This is a genomic window from Corallococcus sp. CA049B (assembly GCF_003611685.1).
Taxonomy (GTDB): domain Bacteria; phylum Myxococcota; class Myxococcia; order Myxococcales; family Myxococcaceae; genus Corallococcus; species Corallococcus coralloides.
In genome coordinates this window covers 39044-57180 of record NZ_RAWC01000014.1, presented here as the reverse complement: position 1 = coordinate 57180, position 18137 = coordinate 39044, and the positions used below count along the sequence as shown (strand labels likewise).

Below are 18137 nucleotides of genomic sequence, written 5' to 3'. Positions count from 1 at the left end.
CACCACCCTTTTCCACCGACACGATTCACGGTGTCCGGAAGCCAAGGATTTCCGCGGCCGGCGTTCTGACAGCGTGGGGGCGAAGGGTTAAGAATGGTCACCGTGAATCTGCATGCCTTCGGGGAGTTTGTTCGCAAGCATCGTCCGGCCCTGGAGGTTCGGGCCGCGAAGCTTTGCGCTGGGAGTGCGGTCGACTCCACGGAGCTGGTGGGCGAGACGCTGGAGCGCGCCCTCTCCGTGTTCGAGCGGCTTCAGGACCAGGACACCGCCGCCGTGGCGCAGTGGCTGGATGGCGCCATGAGCCGCTGCTTCTCGCGGATGGGCGGACAGCTGCCGGACACGCGCGCCGCGGCGCCGGATCTCCAGCAGACGTTCGACCTGCTGCGCGCGCGCTTCCGTGAGGTGTACGCGCAGCCGGCGTTCGGCAAGAGCGCGGGCGTCCCCGGCGGCTGGCGGATGTAACAAGTCCCGCGCCCTGTGTTTCAGGGCGCCGGGCGGTGGCCGGACAGCGTCTCCACGTAGGACGCGGCCACCCGGAGGAAGCGGCCCCCACGCACGCCGGTGAGGTACTGGCGCTTCATCGCGCGGGTGGCCCCCACGTAGAACATCGCGCGGCGGATGCGTTCGTTCTCGCGCTCGCTGCGCTGGCGCGCACCCGCCATCCACGCCTCGATGGAGTCCAGGGCCTCCAGTCCCGCGAAGAAGACGACAGGGCACTCGTGGCCCTTGCAGGAGAACACCGTGGTGGCGCGCACGTGGTCCACGCCGCTCACCCGGAAGTCCGTCACGTCCCGGCCGCCCTTGCCGCCGTAGGCCTCCGCGGGCACGCCCGCCTTGCGCAGCGCGTCCGTGAACGACGCGGGCATCACCGGCGCCACCACCAGGATGTCACCGGGGTGGACGCCCTCCTCGCGCACCAGCCGGGCGATCTCCTTCGCCACCCAGCGCGCCTCGCTGGTGCTGGAGGCGAAGTCCTTCGCCTGGGGCAGCACACCGCCGCGCTCGGTGGACTGCACGCGGTAGAGGCCCTCCAGCGTCTCCTCCGGCAGCCACAGGAGCCGCTCGCGGGCCAGCTCTCCGGCCTTCATGTATTCGCGCATGCCGGGGTCGGTGACGCGGTGCTGGCGCAGCGGGTCCAGCACGACGTTGAAGGCCACGTCGAGGATGTCGCGCGTGGCGCGGAAGGTCTCCTTGAGCACGCGGGTGCGGCCGCGGAAGGACAGCCCTTCGGGGAGCTGCTCCTTCAAACTGTCGATGGGCACCTGGCCATAGACATTCTGCGAGTCGTCCATGAACAGCTGGAAGCAGCGGGACTCGCGGCCGTCCTGGCCCGTGATGGGGCGCACCAGCGCGTGCAGGGTGGCCAGGCCCCTGGCGTCCATGTCCTGCGCCTCGTCCACGAAGACGGCGTCGAAGGCGTGGGGCTCCAGGCGCCGGAGCGCGCCCACGTGCTTCACCGTCACCTGGGCCCTGAGCGGCCGGACCTGCTCCGGGCCCGCGCGCACGGTGAGCGCCTCCATGAGCAGCTTGTCCACGAGCGGCGCGAGCGAGCGGTTGTAGAAGGACACCAGCACCCGGGCGCGCGGGTTCTCCAGCAGGTAGCGCGCGGCCCAGTGCGCCAGCACGTACGTCTTGCCGCTGCCGGCCACGCCGCGCACCAGGTGGTGGCCGTCGTCGAAGCGGCGCTCGAAGAGGGACACCTGCTCCTGCGTGAAGAGGGGCCCGGTGTCCTTGCCGCCCGCGATTTCACCGCCCAGCCCCACGGGCACCAGCGTGTGCGACGGGAAGGGCCGGCCGCCGGCCACGGTGTCCACCATCACCACGTCGTACTGGGTGCCCTGCTGGCGGTGGATGGTGGAGGCGCTGAACATGTCGTGGCGCAGCCCCGCCGCGTTGCCCAGCTTGCGCAGGAGCGCCGCCTGCGCGCGGTAGGGCGTCACGCACAGCACCGTGAGGCCCAGGCGCACGGCCTGGAGGGCCAGCGTCACGGCGAGCTCCGCGGACAGCTCGCGCTGGTAGCCGGAGCCCGTCTCGCCGCGGCCGTGCGTGAGGCGGCGGGTGTCGCGGCTCAGGCCATCCAGCACCAGCCACATCGCGCGGGACGGGAAGGCGGGCACGGGCGCGGGCTTCTGGGCCCGGTCCTTCACGAGGTCGCCGTCCTCCAGCGCGCCGCCGTAGCAGAAGTGGCTCACCACCTTCGCGATGTCCGGGTGCATGCGGTGCTGGGTGCGCAGCAGCAGCACGTCCGGGCGCTCCGCGTCCTTCACCGCGTCCTCCAGGTGGGACAGGGCGCTGGCGCGCAGCCACGTCTGGGTGCCCTTCCCCGCCCCTTCCGCCGCGCGGCTCACGGGGCCGATCTGCTTGGGGTCGCCCGCGAGCGTCACCTGCCGGGCCAGCGGGGCCAGCAGCGCCGTCGCCGCGCGCGTCACCATGCCGGCCTCGTCCACCACGAGCCGCTGGAAGGTCTCCTCGCCTTCCAGCTCCGACACCAGCCGCAGGGCGCGGTGCACAGTGAGGACCATGAGGGGGCTTTCGCCCTTCTCCGCCTCCTTCAGCGTGGGGTCCTTCACGCGGCCGCGCAGGCTGCGCAGCTCCGCCTGCATGCGGGCGAGCTCCGGCGCGGGGCCGCCCCGGGAGCGCTCCAGGGTGAGCTCGCGCTCGCGCTGCTGGATGGTGTTGAGCAGCTTGCTCGTCTTGTTCTCCTCCAGCGCCACGGTGGGCAACTTGTGGAGGGACTCGCTGGCGCCGGTGCCGCCGCGGAAGATGCTGCGGGCCAGGGGACGCAAGGGGATGGGGTCGCGCTCCAGCAGGGCGCTGACGCGCATCACCAGCTCGTCCGCGGCGCGGTTGGTGGGGGCCACCGCGAGGATGCGCTCGTTGGGCCAGGCGCGCAGGGCGCGGGCGATGAGGTCCGCGACGGCCGTCGTCTTGCCGGTGCCGGGAGGGCCCCAGATGCTGCCCCACGGCTGGCGCCACAGCCGGTCCACGGGGATGAGCTCCGCGTCGCGGGGGGCCGGCGTGGACGGGAGGAGCTCGCCCTTCGCGCGCGCCAGGGCGTTGGTGAGGTCGGAGGCGCGGTCCTCGTAGGCGGCCGCGGCGGCGCACAGGGCCTCCGCGAAGTCGTAGGGCCGGTAGCACCAGCGCTCGCAGGAGAGGACGCGGCGGTCCAGGTCCTCGCCGGAGTCGGAGGCGGCGAAGACGCGGCCGGACTCGAAGTCCAGGTGGACGATGTTGCCGGCGAACACGAGCTCCTCGCCCAGGAAGCCGAGCAGCGAGCCCCCGGACCAGTCCGGATCCGCGGCGGGGACGGGCACGAGGCCCAGCACGCCCGGCCCGGCCAGGCCCACCTCGCGGGCCTCCTGGAGCCGCTGCGCGCGGTACTGGCTGCGCTCGGCCACCAGCGCGTCGCGCAGGTCCTCCGGAAGGTACGTGGGGGCGACCCACTGCTCCCGGCGGCGCCCGGAGGACACGGCGGCCTGCATGGCCTCGCGCTCCGCGGGGGTGACGTCGCCGGAGGCGGACACGTCGCGGGCCGGTGCCTCTTCCGGGGGACGCGCGTCGGCCGCGTCGTCCACGCGGATGAGGTCCAGCGCGGGAGCCTCCACCGGAGGGCGCTTGCCGGCCGCTTCGTCCGCACGAAGGAGGTCCGGTGAGGAGGCCTTCGCCGGAGGGCGCGTGCCGGCCGCTTCGTCCGCACGAAGGAGGTCCGGTGCGGAGGCCTCCGCCGGAGGGCGCTTGCCGGCCGCTTCGTCCGCACGAAGGAGGTCCGGTGCGGAGGCCTTCGCCGGAGGGCGCGTGCCGGCCGCTTCGTCCGCACGAAGGAGGTCCAACGTGGATGCCTCGGCCGTGCCGGCGCCCGCGTCACCCTGCACGGCGGGACGCGTGGGCAGCGCGCGGTTCACGCGGTGGGAGGCTGGCATGGAGGCCAGCGCCGCGGAGTCCAGCTCCCGGAAGGTCAGCGTCCTCGCCTTCGCGGACGCCCTGCCCTTCACCTCCGTCACCTTCGGCGCGGGCGCGGGGTCCTCCGGCTCCTGCGGCGGCCACGACGAGCGGACCCGGAGCACGGGCGCGGCGTGGCCCTCCTGGACGTCGGTGTCGTACTCCACGCGGAGCACGGGCATGAGGTCATCTGGAGCACGCTCGTCCCGCGGCGCCTCCCCCTGACCCGACTCCTCGTCCGTCCTGCGCATCATACGGGGTGCTCGCGGCGCGGCCCTTCCTCACCTCGGGAAGGGGCGGTGCCGGGAGCCGGCCAAGCTAGGGGAGGCTGCGATCTGCGTCAACGCACGCGGGGGCCCCTCGCACGCCTGCACCAGGGGTGAAGCCCCGGCCCACAGCCCGGGCCGCGCACACTCGCGGACCCGGGCCGTCATTCACCGCCTTGGACCTCCGCGGGGACTACAGCAGCGGGCAGAGCAGCCCGTTGCCCGTGCCCGCCGGGCAACCCTCGCCCTGGCAGTAGTTGGGCCCCAGGCCCACGGAGAGGACGCCCAGGGGGCTGGGCACCTTCACCTTGCAGGTGCCGAGGGTCGCGTTACCGGACGCGTCCGCCACCGAGTACACCATCGTGTAGACGCGGCCGTTGCCCAGCAGGCTGGACTCCGCGCGCAGCTGCGCGGACTTGCGGTCCGCGCTCAGCTTGATGTCCTGGCACTTGAAGAGGGCCAGGCTGAACAGCGCGTCCTCGGACTCATCCGACTCCACGCGGATGATGGAGGCCGACTGCTGCAGGTCCAGCGTCCCGCCGCAGGTGTCCACCGCCGGCTGCGCGCAGTCCGCCAGCGTCACCGTCTTGTAGTCCGCGCCCAGGGTGCGGGCCAGCACCAGGTTCTTGCTCGCCCCGGCCACCGGCGCGGTCTGGTCCACCACCGTCACCGTCGCGGTGCACGTGGCCGAGTCCATCCCGTCCGACACCGTGAGCGTCACCGGCGTCGTGCCCACCGGGTACTGGCCCGCCGGGCTGGCCGAGATGCTCAGCGGCTGCGGGAAGCCATCCGGATCATACGAGCCATCGTCGATGGACGCCGCCGCCGAGCACGACGCGCTCGCCGCCACCGTCACGCTCTTGCACAGCGCCACCGGCGGCTGGTTCACCAGACAGCCACCGCCAGGAGCCAGCGTCACCGAGCCGGTGTTGTTCTCCTCGCTGTCCTCCGGGAAGAAGTTGAACGCGTCCGCCACCACGAACAGCTTCTGCGTGCCCTCCGGCACCTGCACCGCCGTCTCGAACGCGTAGCGCTCCTTGCCTACCAGCCAGGGCACGTTCACCGTCGCCAGCAACATGCCGCCCTCGGCCGGGTCCCCCGCGTAGATGCCCGCCACCGACGGGTCGATGCCCGTGGGCGCCTCGTTGACGATGGTGCCCGTCACCGTCGCCACCTGCCCGTCATCACACGTCACGCCCAACCCGCTGACCGCCAGGTCGATGCCCGTGTGCAGCGCGGCCTTGGACTGGCCTGGAGCCGCGCCCTCCTCCAGGGTTTCGGTACCACAGCCACCCAGCATCAACAGGGAAGCGAACAGGGACAACGGACGGCGCAGGGACATGACTCTCTCCAATGAGATGGGCGGGACCGGGATGGGGGGAGCGGCCTGACGCCAGACAATGACAGTCAGGCCCGCGTACCATTCTCTGCCACAAACGGATTTTTCTAGCAATACAGGCATAGCTGTACCCAGGTCCAGGTATACATAGACACCCTGTTGGCGCCCCAATGACCCTGTTGTCTGTCTTTGCAAGGAGTCGAGAAACGGCACACTCCGTGTCTGGGTTTGGACGACCTGACGGGTTGCCGGTCGCCCGGGGTGCAGGAGGGCGGGCGGCCGTCGCAGTGGACAGCGCCCGCCCTGATGGGGTTGGTTGGGCCCTCCCCCGCTGTTGAGGGGACTCAAGCCCATGGCCTCCATCTCCCCGCGTTACGCCCACCCGTTCCTACCCGTCACCCGCGCCGACATGCAGGCCCGGGGGTGGGAGCAGTGCGACATCATCATCGTGAGCGGCGACGCCTACGTGGACCACCCGGCCTTCGGGCCGGTGCTCATCGCGCGCTTCCTGGAGGGGCGGGGCTTCAAGGTGGGGCTCATCCCCCAGCCTGACTGGCACTCGGCGGAGCCCTTCAAGGCGTTGGGGGCGCCCCGGCTCTTCTTCGGGGTGGCGGCGGGCAACCTGGACTCGATGCTCAACCGGCTGACGGCCCAGAAGAAGAACCGCTCGGAGGACCAGTACAGCCCGGGCGGACGCACCAACTGCCGGCCGGACCGGGCCTCCATCGTCTACGCGCAGCGCTGCCGCGAGGCCTTCCCGGACGTGCCCATCGTGCTGGGCGGCATCGAGGCCAGCCTGCGGCGCATCGCGCACTTCGACTACTGGAGCGAGAAGGTGCGCCGCTCCATCCTCTTCGACGCCAAGGCGGACCTGCTGGTGTTCGGCATGGGCGAGCGCCCCATCTGGGAGATCGCCGACCGGCTCCACCGGGGCGAGCGCATCGAGGACCTGAAGGACATCCGGGGCACCGCGCACCTCATCAACGACGTGGCGATGAAGGCCCTGGAGGCGGACCCGGCGAAGCGCGCGGCGGACCACGGCAAGGTGGTGGTGCTGCCCTCCTATGAGGACGTGGTGGCGGACACGCGCGCCTTCGCGGTGATGAGCCGGGACTTCCAGCTGGAGACCAACCCCGGCAACGCGCGCGCCATCGCGCAGCGCCACGGCAACCGGGCCATCTACATGAACCCGCCCGCCCGGCCGCTGGAGGACGGCGCCGGACAGAAGCCCGGGGACACGGCCACGGTGGCCATGGATGAGCTGTATGACCTGAAGTTCAACCGCGTGCCGCACCCCATGTACCAGGAGCCCATCCCCGCCTACGAGACGGTGAAGCACTCGGTGGTGCTGATGCGCGGGTGCTTTGGCGGCTGCACCTTCTGCTCCATCACGGAGCACGAGGGGCGCGTCATCCAGAGCCGCTCCGCGGCGAGCGTGCTGCGCGAAGTGCGCGAGCTGCGGCGCATGGGGGACTTCCGGGGGACGATTACCGACCTGGGTGGGCCCACGGCGAACATGTACAAGCTCAAGTGCAAGAGCGAGGACATCGAGAGCCGCTGCCGCAAGCTGTCCTGCGTGCACCCGGGCGTGTGCGAGAACCTCCAGACGGACCACGGGCCGCTCATCTCGCTGATGAAGCAGGTGCGCGAGGAGCCGGGCATCAAGCACGTCTTCATCGCGAGCGGCGTGCGGTACGACCTGGCGGAGCGCTCGCCGGAGTACGTGAAGGAGCTGGCGGCGCACCACGTGGGCGGCCAGCTGTCCGTGGCGCCGGAGCACGTGTCGCCGCGCGTGCTGGAGAAGATGAAGAAGCCCGGCATCGAGAGCTTCGAGCGCTTCCAGCACATGTTCGCGTGCGCCAGCGAGGACGCGGGCAAGGAGCAGTACGACATCGCCTACTTCATCAGCGGCCACCCCGGCTCCACGCTGGAGGACATGGTGATGCTGGCGCAGTGGCTGAAGGAGAAGGGCAAGCGGCCCCGGCAGGTGCAGGACTTCATCCCCACGCCCATGTCGGTGGCCACGGCCATGTATTACACGGGGCTGGATCCGCTGAAGATGGAGCCCGTGTACACGGCGAAGGGCCTGCGCGAGAAGCGGCTGCAGAAGGCGCTCTTGCTCTACTGGAACCCGGAGCACTGGCCGCTGGCGCGCGAGGCGCTGAAGCTGGCCGGGCGCGAGGACCTCATTGGCCGGGGCCCCAAGGCGCTGGTGCCGCCGGAGTCCGCCGCGGAGGCCGCGCGCCTGCGCCGTTCCTCGGAGGGCTCGAACGCGGAGGAGGGCCTGGCGACGAACGCGTGGCCCCGTCCGGCGCAGCCGCGTCCGTCCGGGCCTCGGGGTGGGGGCCGCACGCCGCGTCCGGGGCCTCGCGGGCGGTAGCGGGCCCCCGGCTTTCGTTCCGGGGGGAGGCTCGGGTATAGGGTGCGCCGCCTTTTACGAGCGGCCACACCGCCGGAGCCCGACACCATGCCCAGGACTTCCCAGGAGCAGTCGCAGGAGCGCCACGCGTTCCTGCTCGACCTCTTCCGCAACCAGCCCGACCTGAGCCGCCAGGACGCCCTGGAGAGCTTCAAGGACCGCTTCGGCGCCACCATCAACCTGCGCACGTTCAACGAGCTGCGCGAACAGGCGAAGAAGGAGCTGGCCTCGCAGCCCGCCGCTCCGGTCGCCGCCCCCAAGGAGGAGCAGGACGTGGACGTGCAGGACGAGCGCGCGGAAGTGACGGCGGAGGACGCGGGGACGCTGCTGAAGGCCGCGGCGGCGCCGGAGCTGCACGCGGGTGCGGCGCCGGCGAAGAAGCCGAAGGCGAAGGGCCCGGGCGCGCGCAACGTGTTCGTGGACGCGTCCGCGGAGCAGCTCCAGTTCCTGGAGCGCGTGGTGCAGCAGCTCCAGGAGGCCGGCGCCGCGAACCTGCGCATCGACCACGCCACCGACCGGTGGATGGTGCTGGTGGTGGATTCCAAGTAGCAGGTTGCCCGGAGTCAGACAGCCAAAGCCAGACACAGGGCCCGCCTCTCCCCCACGGAGAGCGCGGGCCTTGCTGCTTCAGGGCCGTGGGCCGTCCAGGGGCAGTGACACCGTGAAGGTGGCGCCGCCCCCTGGCGTCTCCGCCACGCCCACGCTGCCGCCGTGGGCCTCCACCACCTGACGGGCGATCCACAAGCCCAGGCCCAGGCCTCCGAAGTTGCGCACGGACACCGCGCGCTCGAAGCGCTGCCAGATGCGCTCGCGGTCCTCGATGCGCACGCCCATGCCGTGGTCCACCACCGTCAGGCGCGCGGACGGGCCCACCTGCTCCACGTGCACCTCCACCGGCTTGCCCGGTCCGTACTTCAACGCATTGGACAGCAAGCCCTGCACCACCTGCTCCAGGCGCGCCTTGTCGAACCGGCCCCGCACCGGCCCCGAGACGCGCACGGCCACCTCGCAGCCCTCCCGGCACAACTCCTCTCGCGCCTGGGCCACCTCCTCCGTCACCAGCGCGGCGAGGTCCACGTCCTCCACGCTCAGCTGCACCGGCCCCGAGGACAGCTGGGACATGTCGAGCAGCGTCTCCACCACCGTGGCCAGACGGTGCACCTGCCGCCGCGTGAACAGGAGCCGCTCGCCCAACCGGGCGTGCGCGTCCGGCCCCAGCCCCCGCTCGATGAGATCCAACTGGAGGCGGAAGCCCGCCAGCGGCGTCTTCAACTCGTGGCTCACCACCGACAGGAATTCGTCCCGCGCGCGGACCGCCTCCTGCAACACCGCCTCGCGCGCCGACAGCTCCGCCACCTCCCGGCGCACCCGCGCCATCTCCAGCTGGGTGCGCACCCGCGCCGCCAGCTCGCGCGCGGAGAAGGGCTTCACCAGGTAGTCATCCGCGCCCGCCTCCAAACCCTCCACCGAGGCCTCCTCGCCCGCGCGCGCCGACAAGAGGACGAACGGGATGGCCCGCAGCCGGGGGTCCGCGCGCAGCTCGCGCAGCAGGCCGAAGCCGCCCAGGCGCGGCATCATCACGTCGCTCAACACCAGGTCGGGCGGGCGCGCGCGGATGGCCTGGAGCGCGGAATAGCCGTCCTCCGCCGTCTCCACCGTCACCGACGCGTCCAGCAGCCCCGTGATGTACGTGCGCAGGTCCGCGTTGTCGTCCACCACCAGCACCCTGGCGGACATGGGTGGCAGCAGCGGGGTGGCCCTCACTCCTTCCAGCGCTCGCGCCCCATCCTCCTGGCCCGTCGGCGCCAGCCATCCGCGGATCTCCTCGACGTAGGCGGACGCGCTCCGCGCGACGGAGTGCGTGGGAATTCCTCCCTCGGGGACGAGCTGCTCGCGCGGCAGGTGGCCAGTGCCCAGGGACACCGCGACGCAGAAGGCCGTGCCCTGCCCCAGCGTGCTCGTCACGTCCACGGTGCCGCCGTGCAGCTTCGTCAGCTCCTGCACCAGGCTCAGGCCAATGCCGCTGCCCTCGTGGCTGCGCGAGCGGGCGTTCTCCACGCGGTGGAAGCGCTCGAAGATGTGCGGCAGCTCCGCCTCCGGGATGCCGCTGCCGGTGTCCCAGACCGTCAGCCGCGCCATGCCCTCCTCCGCGCGCAGCCGGACGTGGACGCCTCCCTCGAAGGTGAACTTCATCGCGTTGGAGAGCAGGTTGAAGACAACCTTCTCCCACATCTCGCGGTCCACCCAGACGGGCTCCGCCAGGGGCGGCAGGTCGAGCGTGAGGGTGAGCTGCGCGCGCTTCGCGATGGACTCGAACTGGCTCACCAGCTCCGCGGTGAAGGCGGACAGGTCCGTGGGCTGGAAGGCCGCGCGCACGCGTCCGGCCTCCGCCCGGGTGAAGTCGAGCAGCGTGTTGACCAGCTTGAGCAGCCGGGTGGCGTTGCGCTGGACCAGGGACAGCCGCTCCGCCAGACGCGGCGCCAGCGGCTCCGCCGGGTCAGACAGCGCGTCCTCCACGGGCCCGAGCATCAGCGTCAGGGGCGTGCGGAACTCGTGGCTCACGTTGCTGAAGAAGGCCGTCTTGGCCCGGTCCAGCGCCGCGAGCTGCTCCATCCGCTCCACGGCCTCCTGCCGCGCGCGAGCACTGGAGGCGGCCGTGGCCAGGGCCCCCGCGACCAGCTCCAGGAAGCCCCGGTACTCGCCCTCGGGATTCAGGAACGGACTCAGGCCCACGACCAGGAAGCCCAGGTCGCGGTCCCCTTCCGCGTGCGGCAGCGGCAGCACCAGGGCGGGCCGGGGCGGCTCCGCGGCCTCCGGCGGAAGCGGTGCTCCGAGCCACCCGTTCACGTCCTCCACCCGCCGGGCCTGGCGCGTGCTCGCCACTGGAGACAGGAGCCCGCCCTCCTCCGCCGTGCGCAGGTCGACGTGCGCGGGCACCGCCGCGCTCCGGGTGCCCATGCCGGTGGAGCCCACGAGCGAGGCCCGCGTCCCCCCCGCGTCCGTGACGTAGAGCCACGTGAAGGGCAGGTCGGCGGGGTTCTCCGCCAGGGCCTCCAGGCCGGCCCGGCACGCCTCGTCCACGGAGCCCGCGCCGCCCGCGCGCTGGGTGAGGAGGTGCAGCGTGCGCAGGCGCCGCTGCCCCAGCACCTGACCCGTCGTCTCCAGGGCCGGCGTGTAGAAGCCCACCACCGAGCCGTCGTCATCCAGCACCGGGGTGTAGGACCAGGTGAAGTAGGCCTCCTCGGCGAAGCCCCCCCGCTGGATGGGCAGCGACTGGCTCTCCGCCCAGTTCGCCTGCTTCGTGCGCTCCAGCGCGTCGAACATGCTCCCCAGCTGGGGCCACAGCTCCGGGAAGACGTCGCGCAGCGGCCCCAGGGCATGGTCCGGGTGCTTGGCGCCCATGATGGGGATGCCCGCGTCGTTGTAGAGCTGCACGCGCTCCGGTCCCCAGTAGATGAACATGGGGAAGCGCGTCGTCAGACACATGCTCACCAGGGTGCGCAGCGTCGAAGGCCATGACGCGATGGGCCCCAGCGGCGTCCCGGACCAGTCCCGCTCCAGGATGAGCCGCCCCATCACGCTGCCGCCGCGCAACGTCCCCAGCCATCCCTCCGGACGCGGCGAGGCCCCCGCGGCTTCCACCGGCTGCGGCGCGTTCTGTTCGTGGGGCGGACGGCTCAGGAGGAGACTCGAGGGGTGCGGGACGCGTGGACGAGGTGACCTGGTGTGGACGTAGCCAGCGGCTCTCCCCACTTCAACGCCGGATTCCGTCAGCACGGCCCCTTCCGTCGCCTACCGAGCAGGGCTTCTCACCGGGGGAGCCGTGAACCTGCCCACTGCTTCCCCATGAGGGCAAGCGGGCCGCCACTGGAGGTCTCCCCGGACGCAGTGTCCAGGAGCACGGGCCCCGCAGCTTTCAGGCAGGCAATCCCCGCACGGTCTGGGTGAGATGACGGGATGACGCGAACCTCCACCGCCCTCGTCCTCGCGCTGTCCCTCGGCTGCGCCAGCAAGCAGCAGCCCTCCCATCCTCCCGCGCGGGAGTGGGCCACGACGCTGCACCGGGACCACCCGCTGGTGGGGCGCATCTGGGACGTGCAGGGAGGCCGCTTCGTGGACGAGAGCGCCCTGCGCGCGGCCGTGGTGCCCGCGCGCTTCGTGCTCCTGGGTGAACGGCACGACCACCCGGATCACCACCGGCTCCAGGCGGAGCTGGTGCGCGCGAGGACGGCCTCCGGTCAGCGGCCCGCGCTCGCCTTCGAGATGCTGGACGTCACGCAGCAGCCCGCCGTGGACGCGGCGCTGAAGGCCCATCCGGAGGACGTGGAGGGACTGGCGAAGGCGGTGGACTGGGCCCACAGCGGCTGGCCTGCCTTCAGCGTCTACGCGCCCGTGTTCGCCGCGGGCCTCCAGGCGCGCCTGCCCATCGTCGCCGCCAACCTGCCCCGAGCGCAGGTGCGGGAGCTGGTGATGAAGGGACCGGAGGCGCTGCCTTCCGACCTGCGCTCGCGCCTGGGATTGGAGGCGCCCGTGCCCGAAGCGGAGGCGCAGGCGGTCCGTGAGGAGTTGGACCGCTCGCACTGCGGACAGCTTCCCCAACAGATGCTGGAGCCCATGGCGCTGGCACAGCGGGCGCGCGACGCGATGATGGCGGACCGGCTGCTGGAGACCGTGCCCGCGGACGGCGCGGTCCTCATCACCGGCAACGGACACGTCCGCAAGGACCGGGGCGTCCCCGCGCACCTGGAGCGCCGCGTGAAGGACGTCACCGTGTTGAGCGTGGCATTGCTGGAGGTGTCACCGGAGGCGCTGAGTCCCCAGGATTACGCGGCTGTCGTTGGCGACACCCCCCTGCCCTATGACTACGTGTGGTTCACGCCGGCCATGCCGGAGGACGACCCGTGCAAGGCGCTGCGGGAGCGCAACCAGAAGCCCTAGCACCGCGAGTGCCGGGCCCCGATGGCACGTGAAATGACGGCACCGTCTGGCACGAGGTCCATGGCCGGGCTCCCTGAAGTGACAGTGTCTCCAGGGACGGCACTCCAGGTGCGGGCGACCCGGTATGCTGACGCACATGCTCTGTCCTGCCTGTACGGAACCGCGTGCGCCGGACTCCGGGCCCCTGTGCCCGGAGTGTGGTGCCGCCCTCGTGCCCGCCGCCGGGCGGCACCTGGATGACTTCGTGCTGGCGCGGATGCGGCGGCGCATCGAGCACTGGCGCTTCGATGGACTGCTGGATGCGGACACGGCGGAGCGGCTGGAGGCCTCGCTCGCGGCGCCTGCTGGGACGGTCGTAAGCGTTCTGGAGGTGCCCGCGCCCGAGGCCGTGGTGGTGGTCCCGGTTCCGGTGGAGCCGGCGCTCGACTCCGCGGCGCGCGTGGAGGCCTGGGCGGATGACGTGGCCGTTTCGCTGCGGCGCGCGGGCGGGTGGCGTCCGGGGTGGTTGGCCTCGCTCGCGAACTCGCTGGATGAGACGGCGCGGGCGGAGCGGGAACAACAGGTGGCGCGGCGGCGGGTGGTGGTGGCGCCGGATGACGGCGAGTCCTCCAGTGAGGAGGGCCTGGGCTCGGCGCTGGGGTCGGGGCAGGCGTTGTTCGGCCGGGGGCACCTGGACTCGCTGGGAGGCAGCGGCCTGGAGGCGGTCATCGCGCTGGACGAGGGCGACAACCCTCCCCGCTTCAATGAGTACATCTGGTGGTTCCTCGGCGCGGTGCTCGTGCTGGGCGGCTCGCTCATGGGCGTCCGCGAGGCGTGGCAGGCGCTGGGTGGCGTGCCCCGGCAGCTCATCGTCACGGGCGCGCTGCTGGGCTACCACGCGGCCTTCATCGGACTGGGTACGTTCCTGGCGCGGCGCTCGCGGTCCGTGGGGCGCGTGCTCGCGGGCATCGGGCTCGCCCTGCTGCCGGTGGTGTTCATCGCGTTGTCGGCCCTGGTGGCGCTGACGCCCGAGGTCGGTGTTCCCGCCGCGCTGGGCGTCGCCGCCGTCACGCTCCTTCCGCTGCGGGCCGCGGGACGGCTGTGGCCCGGGGCTTCCGCCACGGCCTTCGCGGTGGCGCTGTTCCCGTCGCTTTTGGCGGGGCTGCCGCTGATGGGGTGGGACGACGCGCCGTGGCTGCGTGCGCTGTGCGCGTTCGCGGGCGTGGTGGCGCTCGGCGCGTCCTTGTGGCGGGCGCGGGCTGGCACGGCTTCGTTCGCCGGGGTGGGCGCCGCGCTCTACGGCGCGCTCTGGCTGGCGGTCTTCTGCGTGGCGAGCGCCCCCTCCGGGTTCGATGCGCTGGAGCCAGGGGCGCCCCTGTTCGCGGGGCTCGTGCTGTGGGCGGTGGCGCTGGGCGCGGTGGTGGCGGCAGGCGCATCCACGGACGCCGTCCGGGCGGTGCATCCCCGCGCGGCCCCGGTGTTCGAGACGCTGGCGCACGCGGTGGTGGCCAGCGGCGCGCTCGCGGGGGCGCTCGGCGCCTTCTCGGTCTTCCCGGGTGAGGACACCTGGGTGGATACGGCATCCGTCTGCGCGCCCGTGCTGGCCGCGCTCGTCTTCTTCCTGCTGGAGTTCCGCCGCCGGGCCCTGGTGCATCCGGCCGTCATGGCGGCGCTGCTCGCGGGGGCGTTGGTCGCGCGCGTGCAGGCACCGGACGCTCCGGCGTGGTGGTGCTTCGGCGTCGCGGCGGTGGCGTCCGGGCTGATGCTCCTGGCGCGCGTGACGCTCTCCGCCGTCCTGCGCAACCGGATGCTCGCGTGGGGTGTCGTCGTCTCGCTGGCGACGATGCCCGCGTTCTCCGTGCTGGCGTGGACGCAGGGGACGAACGCGCCCTGGCCCCAGGCGTACACGGGTGCGGTCATCGCGTTCGCGGCCCACTCCGCGGGGCGGTGGAGGTGGCGGGGCCTTCATTATCTGGGCGGTGTCGCGCTGCTCTTCGGGGCGCTCTCGGCCGTGGATGGAACTCCGTGGCTCGCGTCCAGCGCAGCGGGCCTGGGCGTCTTCGCGCTCGCGGCGGTGCTCTATGGCCTGGGCGGGCTCGCGCAGTCGGCGTGGATGGAGCGCCAGGGTCGGCGGGACGCGTTCCGCCCCCTGGAGGACCTGTCGCTGGCCATCGCCGCGCTCGGGGTGGCCCGGGCGCTGGGGGTCGCGCCCGTCTTGCCGGACGTGCTCGCGGGGGTCGCGGAGCCCTTCTCGACGGTGCTCGCCTGCGTGCCCACGGCGGTGGCCACGGCGGTGCTGCTGCTCCGCGTCCGGCGCGATGGCAGCCGGCTCGTCGGCTTCCTGGCGGCCATGGGGCTCTCGCTCACGGTGTCTCAGGGTCTGGGCACGGTGTCCGACTTCGCCTCGGCGCGGGCCGCGCTCGTGGCTGCGGGCCTGGGCTTCGGCTTCGCGCTGTTCGCGATGCTTCGCGGCCCGGGGCTCGACACGGTGAAGGGCCGGCGGTTGCTGGACGTCTTCCCCCTGCCGTTCGGCGCTCGGGGACGGCCGCTGTTCACGGACGGCTTCGCGGGCGCGGCGCTCGTGCAGGCGGTGCTCGCGGTCATCACGCTCATCAACTGGGTCGCCCTGCCTGACAGCGCCGAGCGTCCGGTGGCCCTGCTCGCGGGCGTGTTGCTCTCGGCGGGCGCGCTGCTGGCGTTCGTGTCGCGTGGCTTCGTGGCGTTCCAGATGCGGGGTTCGGTGGTGACGCTCGCCCTGTGCGGCGGGTTCATCGCGCTCACCGGGGCCGTCAACCGCGCGGGCCGGCCGCTTCCTCCCGACGTGTCCGCCTGGCGCGTGCCGCTCATCGGCATCGCGCTGTGGTTCCTGGCGCTGGGACTGCGGCGCGTGGGGCCGTGGGTGGCCCAGCGTCTGGAGCGCCCCAAGCACGGGGCGCTGTATCACCTGGTGCCGCACCTGGGCGTGGCGGCGCTGGCCGTGCTGCTCCTGCGCTCGGCCGTCGTCGTGGGCCTGCCGGATCCGTCACGCGCGCTGGGCCTGGTGCCGCCGCTCCTGGTGCTGGGGCCGGCGCTGTTGACGGTCCTGCTCGCGGCCTCGTTCCGCTCGCGGGTCCTGGCGCATTGGGGGCTGCTGCTGGGGCTTCCTGGCGCCGCGCTCTGGGCCGCGCAGCAGTCGCTGCTCGGGAGTCCGCTGGTGGCCCTGCTGCCTCCCGACGGGCAGTGGATCCGCGCCTCGGCGGAGCACCTCATCAGCCCGTCACTGAGCTGGCTGAACCCGGCGGCCTGGATGCCTCCGGGCTGCAGCGAGTTCCTTCTGTGGCAGCAGGCGTTCGCCGGCATCGCCGCAGCCGGGCTCGTCTACGCGGTGTTCGCGGTCGCGGTGGCCCGGATGGACGCGGCCCGTGCGTTCTTCCGGCGGCTGCTGTCCCTGCGCACCGATGACACCTCGGGCCCCTTCCTGGAAGCCCTGAGCCGGGAAACGCTCACGGCCGTGGTGCTCGTGGCGGCGGCGGCCTTCTTCCAGCCCGGCGTGCTCGCGGCGGACCTCGTCCTCGCCACCGGCGCCGTGCTGTTCGTGGGGGGCGCGCGAGCACGTGGGCGCGGCGTGGTGGGCCTGGGGCTCCTGCTGCTCGTCCATGCCCTGGCCCACCTGATGCCGCACCTCGAGCCGTGGCCGGGGCCCACGCTGGCGCTGCTGGGGCTCGGGGTGGTGGTCGTCGCGCCGTGGCTCGCGAAGCGGCGGGGCCACGACGAGGGCCGGACGCGGCTGCGTGCCCACCTGTCCGTGCTGCCCTACTTCATCGCGGCGGCGGTGTATGCGCTGGCCGTCGAAGGGCACACGTCATCGACGCTGGCGGTTCCCCTCCTCGTGTTGGAGATGCTCTCGGGGCTGACGGGCGGCTGGATGAGGTCCTTCGCCTTCTCCCTGACGCTGGGGCTCCTCTCGGCGGCGCTGCTCGTGGCGGCCTTCCAGTGGCGCGGGGCGCTCGCGGGGCTCATCGCGGGGCTCGGGACGATGGTCGCCGGAGGCGCGGTCGTGGCCACGGGGCTGGCGTTCCTCGCGCAGGCCAGGGCCCCCTGGGACCCCATGTACCTGCCCCTCTTCACCCGGTCCGGCGCGGAGCTGGCGCTGGCCGCCGCGGGGAGCGCGCTGGCCCTCCACGCCGCACGCCGCGTGACGTCCCGCCACCGGAGCGACGTCGCGGGGGGCATGGGCTGGGGCCGCGACCTGTGGCTGGTCGCGAGCGCGGCGCTGCTGGCGGCCGTCGCCGTGGGAGGACAGGCCTCCGAGGACGTGCTGCCCGTGGCGCTGGCGGCCATCGGGCTGGCCGTGGGCGTGTCCCTGCACGCCGCGTGGCGCGAGCACACGGGCCGCCATGTCTACTTCGTGCAACTCGCGGTGGTGGGCGTCTATGCGCTGGTGCGCGGGCTGTCCGCGCAGGGCCTCCGCCCCGAGCATGACGCCCTCTTCGCGCTGTCGCTGGGCTTCGTCCTCGTGGGCGTGACGGTGCTGGCGCGCAGGGCGGGGGTGCGTCCCGTGGAGCAGGCGACGCGGCGGTTCGCGGCGCTCCTGCCCATCGCGGTGGCGCTCATCCTCCCCAGCGACGCGACGGGCGACGCCGCCCTGTTCGCGGGAGGCTCCGGCCTGCTGTACGCGGCGCTGGGCGCGGTGGAGCGCAGCCGGATGTTCGGCGCGTTCGCCGCGGCGGCCTGCAACCTGGCGCTGCTCATCGCCGCGCTCGCCCTCGGCCTGGAGGGGCTGGAGGTGTACCTGGCGCCGCTCGGGCTGCTGCTCCTGATGATGGGACAGCTCTTCACGTCCAGCCTCCCGCACGCGGCGCGCAACGCGGTGCGCATCCTGGGCGGACTGCTGCTGTATGTGCCCGCGGCGGCGAAGCTGACGGCCAGCCTGGGCGAGTCCGAGGATGGCACGTATGCGATTGTCTTCGGCGCGGTGTGTCTTCTGGGGGTGGCGGTGGGCATGGCCCTGCGCATCCGCGCCTACCTCGCGCTGGGGACGCTGTTCCTGCTCCTGGACGTGGTGGCCAACCTGCTCGACGCGGGCCTGCGGGACCACCGCGTCGGCTTCCTGGTGATGACCCTCACGGGCCTCACCATCGTCACCGGACGCGTGATGGCGACGCTCAAGCGCCAGGAGTGGGACCTGCTGCTGCGCCGGGTGCGCGTCCAATTGCGCGGCTGGGACTGACGGCTCCGTGCAGGGGGCGGACGGATTCCTTGCATCGATTTCGGGCCC

At 72.7% G+C, this 18137-nt stretch carries 8 protein-coding genes; 5 read left to right on the top strand and 3 right to left on the bottom strand.

Annotated features, from left to right (window positions below; all coding sequences use genetic code 11):
- Positions 1 to 102 precede the first annotated feature (102 nt).
- Entirely contained in the window at positions 103 to 462 is a 360-nt protein-coding gene (locus D7W82_RS05285; RefSeq protein ID WP_128795707.1) for a hypothetical protein, read from the top strand.
- A 20-nt stretch (positions 463 to 482) separates the two neighbouring features.
- Here the strand turns inward: D7W82_RS05285 and D7W82_RS05280 are convergent, their stop codons facing one another.
- Positions 483 to 3920: an AAA family ATPase gene (locus tag D7W82_RS05280; RefSeq protein WP_120617306.1), complete on the bottom strand. Its 3438-nt coding sequence runs from the start codon at positions 3918 to 3920 to the stop codon at positions 483 to 485.
- A 478-nt stretch (positions 3921 to 4398) separates the two neighbouring features.
- Positions 4399 to 5547, bottom strand: a complete 1149-nt coding sequence (locus D7W82_RS05275; protein WP_120617285.1) for a hypothetical protein — start codon at positions 5545 to 5547, stop codon at positions 4399 to 4401.
- Positions 5548 to 5896: 349 nt separating this feature from the next.
- Here D7W82_RS05275 and D7W82_RS05270 point away from each other — a divergent pair, with 349 nt between their 5' ends.
- Entirely contained in the window at positions 5897 to 7924 is a 2028-nt protein-coding gene (locus tag D7W82_RS05270) for a YgiQ family radical SAM protein (RefSeq protein WP_120617284.1), read from the top strand.
- Between the two features lie 87 nt (positions 7925 to 8011).
- Positions 8012 to 8512, top strand: coding sequence for a hypothetical protein (locus tag D7W82_RS05265; protein WP_120617283.1), 501 nt, complete (start codon positions 8012 to 8014; stop codon positions 8510 to 8512).
- Between the two features lie 78 nt (positions 8513 to 8590).
- Here the strand turns inward: D7W82_RS05265 and D7W82_RS42300 are convergent, their stop codons facing one another.
- On the bottom strand, positions 8591 to 11605 hold the full coding sequence (locus tag D7W82_RS42300; RefSeq protein WP_304988718.1) for an ATP-binding protein: 3015 nt from the start codon (positions 11603 to 11605) through the stop codon (positions 8591 to 8593).
- Between the two features lie 315 nt (positions 11606 to 11920).
- Between D7W82_RS42300 and D7W82_RS05255 the strand changes: the two genes are divergently transcribed.
- On the top strand, positions 11921 to 12901 hold the full coding sequence (locus D7W82_RS05255) for a ChaN family lipoprotein (RefSeq protein WP_120617281.1): 981 nt from the start codon (positions 11921 to 11923) through the stop codon (positions 12899 to 12901).
- A 211-nt stretch (positions 12902 to 13112) separates the two neighbouring features.
- Positions 13113 to 18089 (top strand): hypothetical protein, encoded by a 4977-nt coding sequence (locus D7W82_RS05250; protein ID WP_233587309.1) that lies wholly within the window; start codon positions 13113 to 13115, stop codon positions 18087 to 18089.
- The last annotated feature ends 48 nt before the right edge of the window (positions 18090 to 18137 follow it).

Excerpts from the sequence above, each read along its gene's own strand:
- D7W82_RS05280 (WP_120617306.1), bottom strand. The coding sequence starts at position 3,920 with ATGCCAGCCTCCCACCGCGTGAACCGCGCGCTGCCCACGCGTCCCGCC.
- D7W82_RS05275 (WP_120617285.1), bottom strand. The coding sequence starts at position 5,547 with ATGTCCCTGCGCCGTCCGTTGTCCCTGTTCGCTTCCCTGTTGATGCTG.
- D7W82_RS05270 (WP_120617284.1), top strand. The coding sequence starts at position 5,897 with ATGGCCTCCATCTCCCCGCGTTACGCCCACCCGTTCCTACCCGTCACC.
- D7W82_RS05265 (WP_120617283.1), top strand. The coding sequence starts at position 8,012 with ATGCCCAGGACTTCCCAGGAGCAGTCGCAGGAGCGCCACGCGTTCCTG.
- D7W82_RS05255 (WP_120617281.1), top strand. The coding sequence starts at position 11,921 with ATGACGCGAACCTCCACCGCCCTCGTCCTCGCGCTGTCCCTCGGCTGC.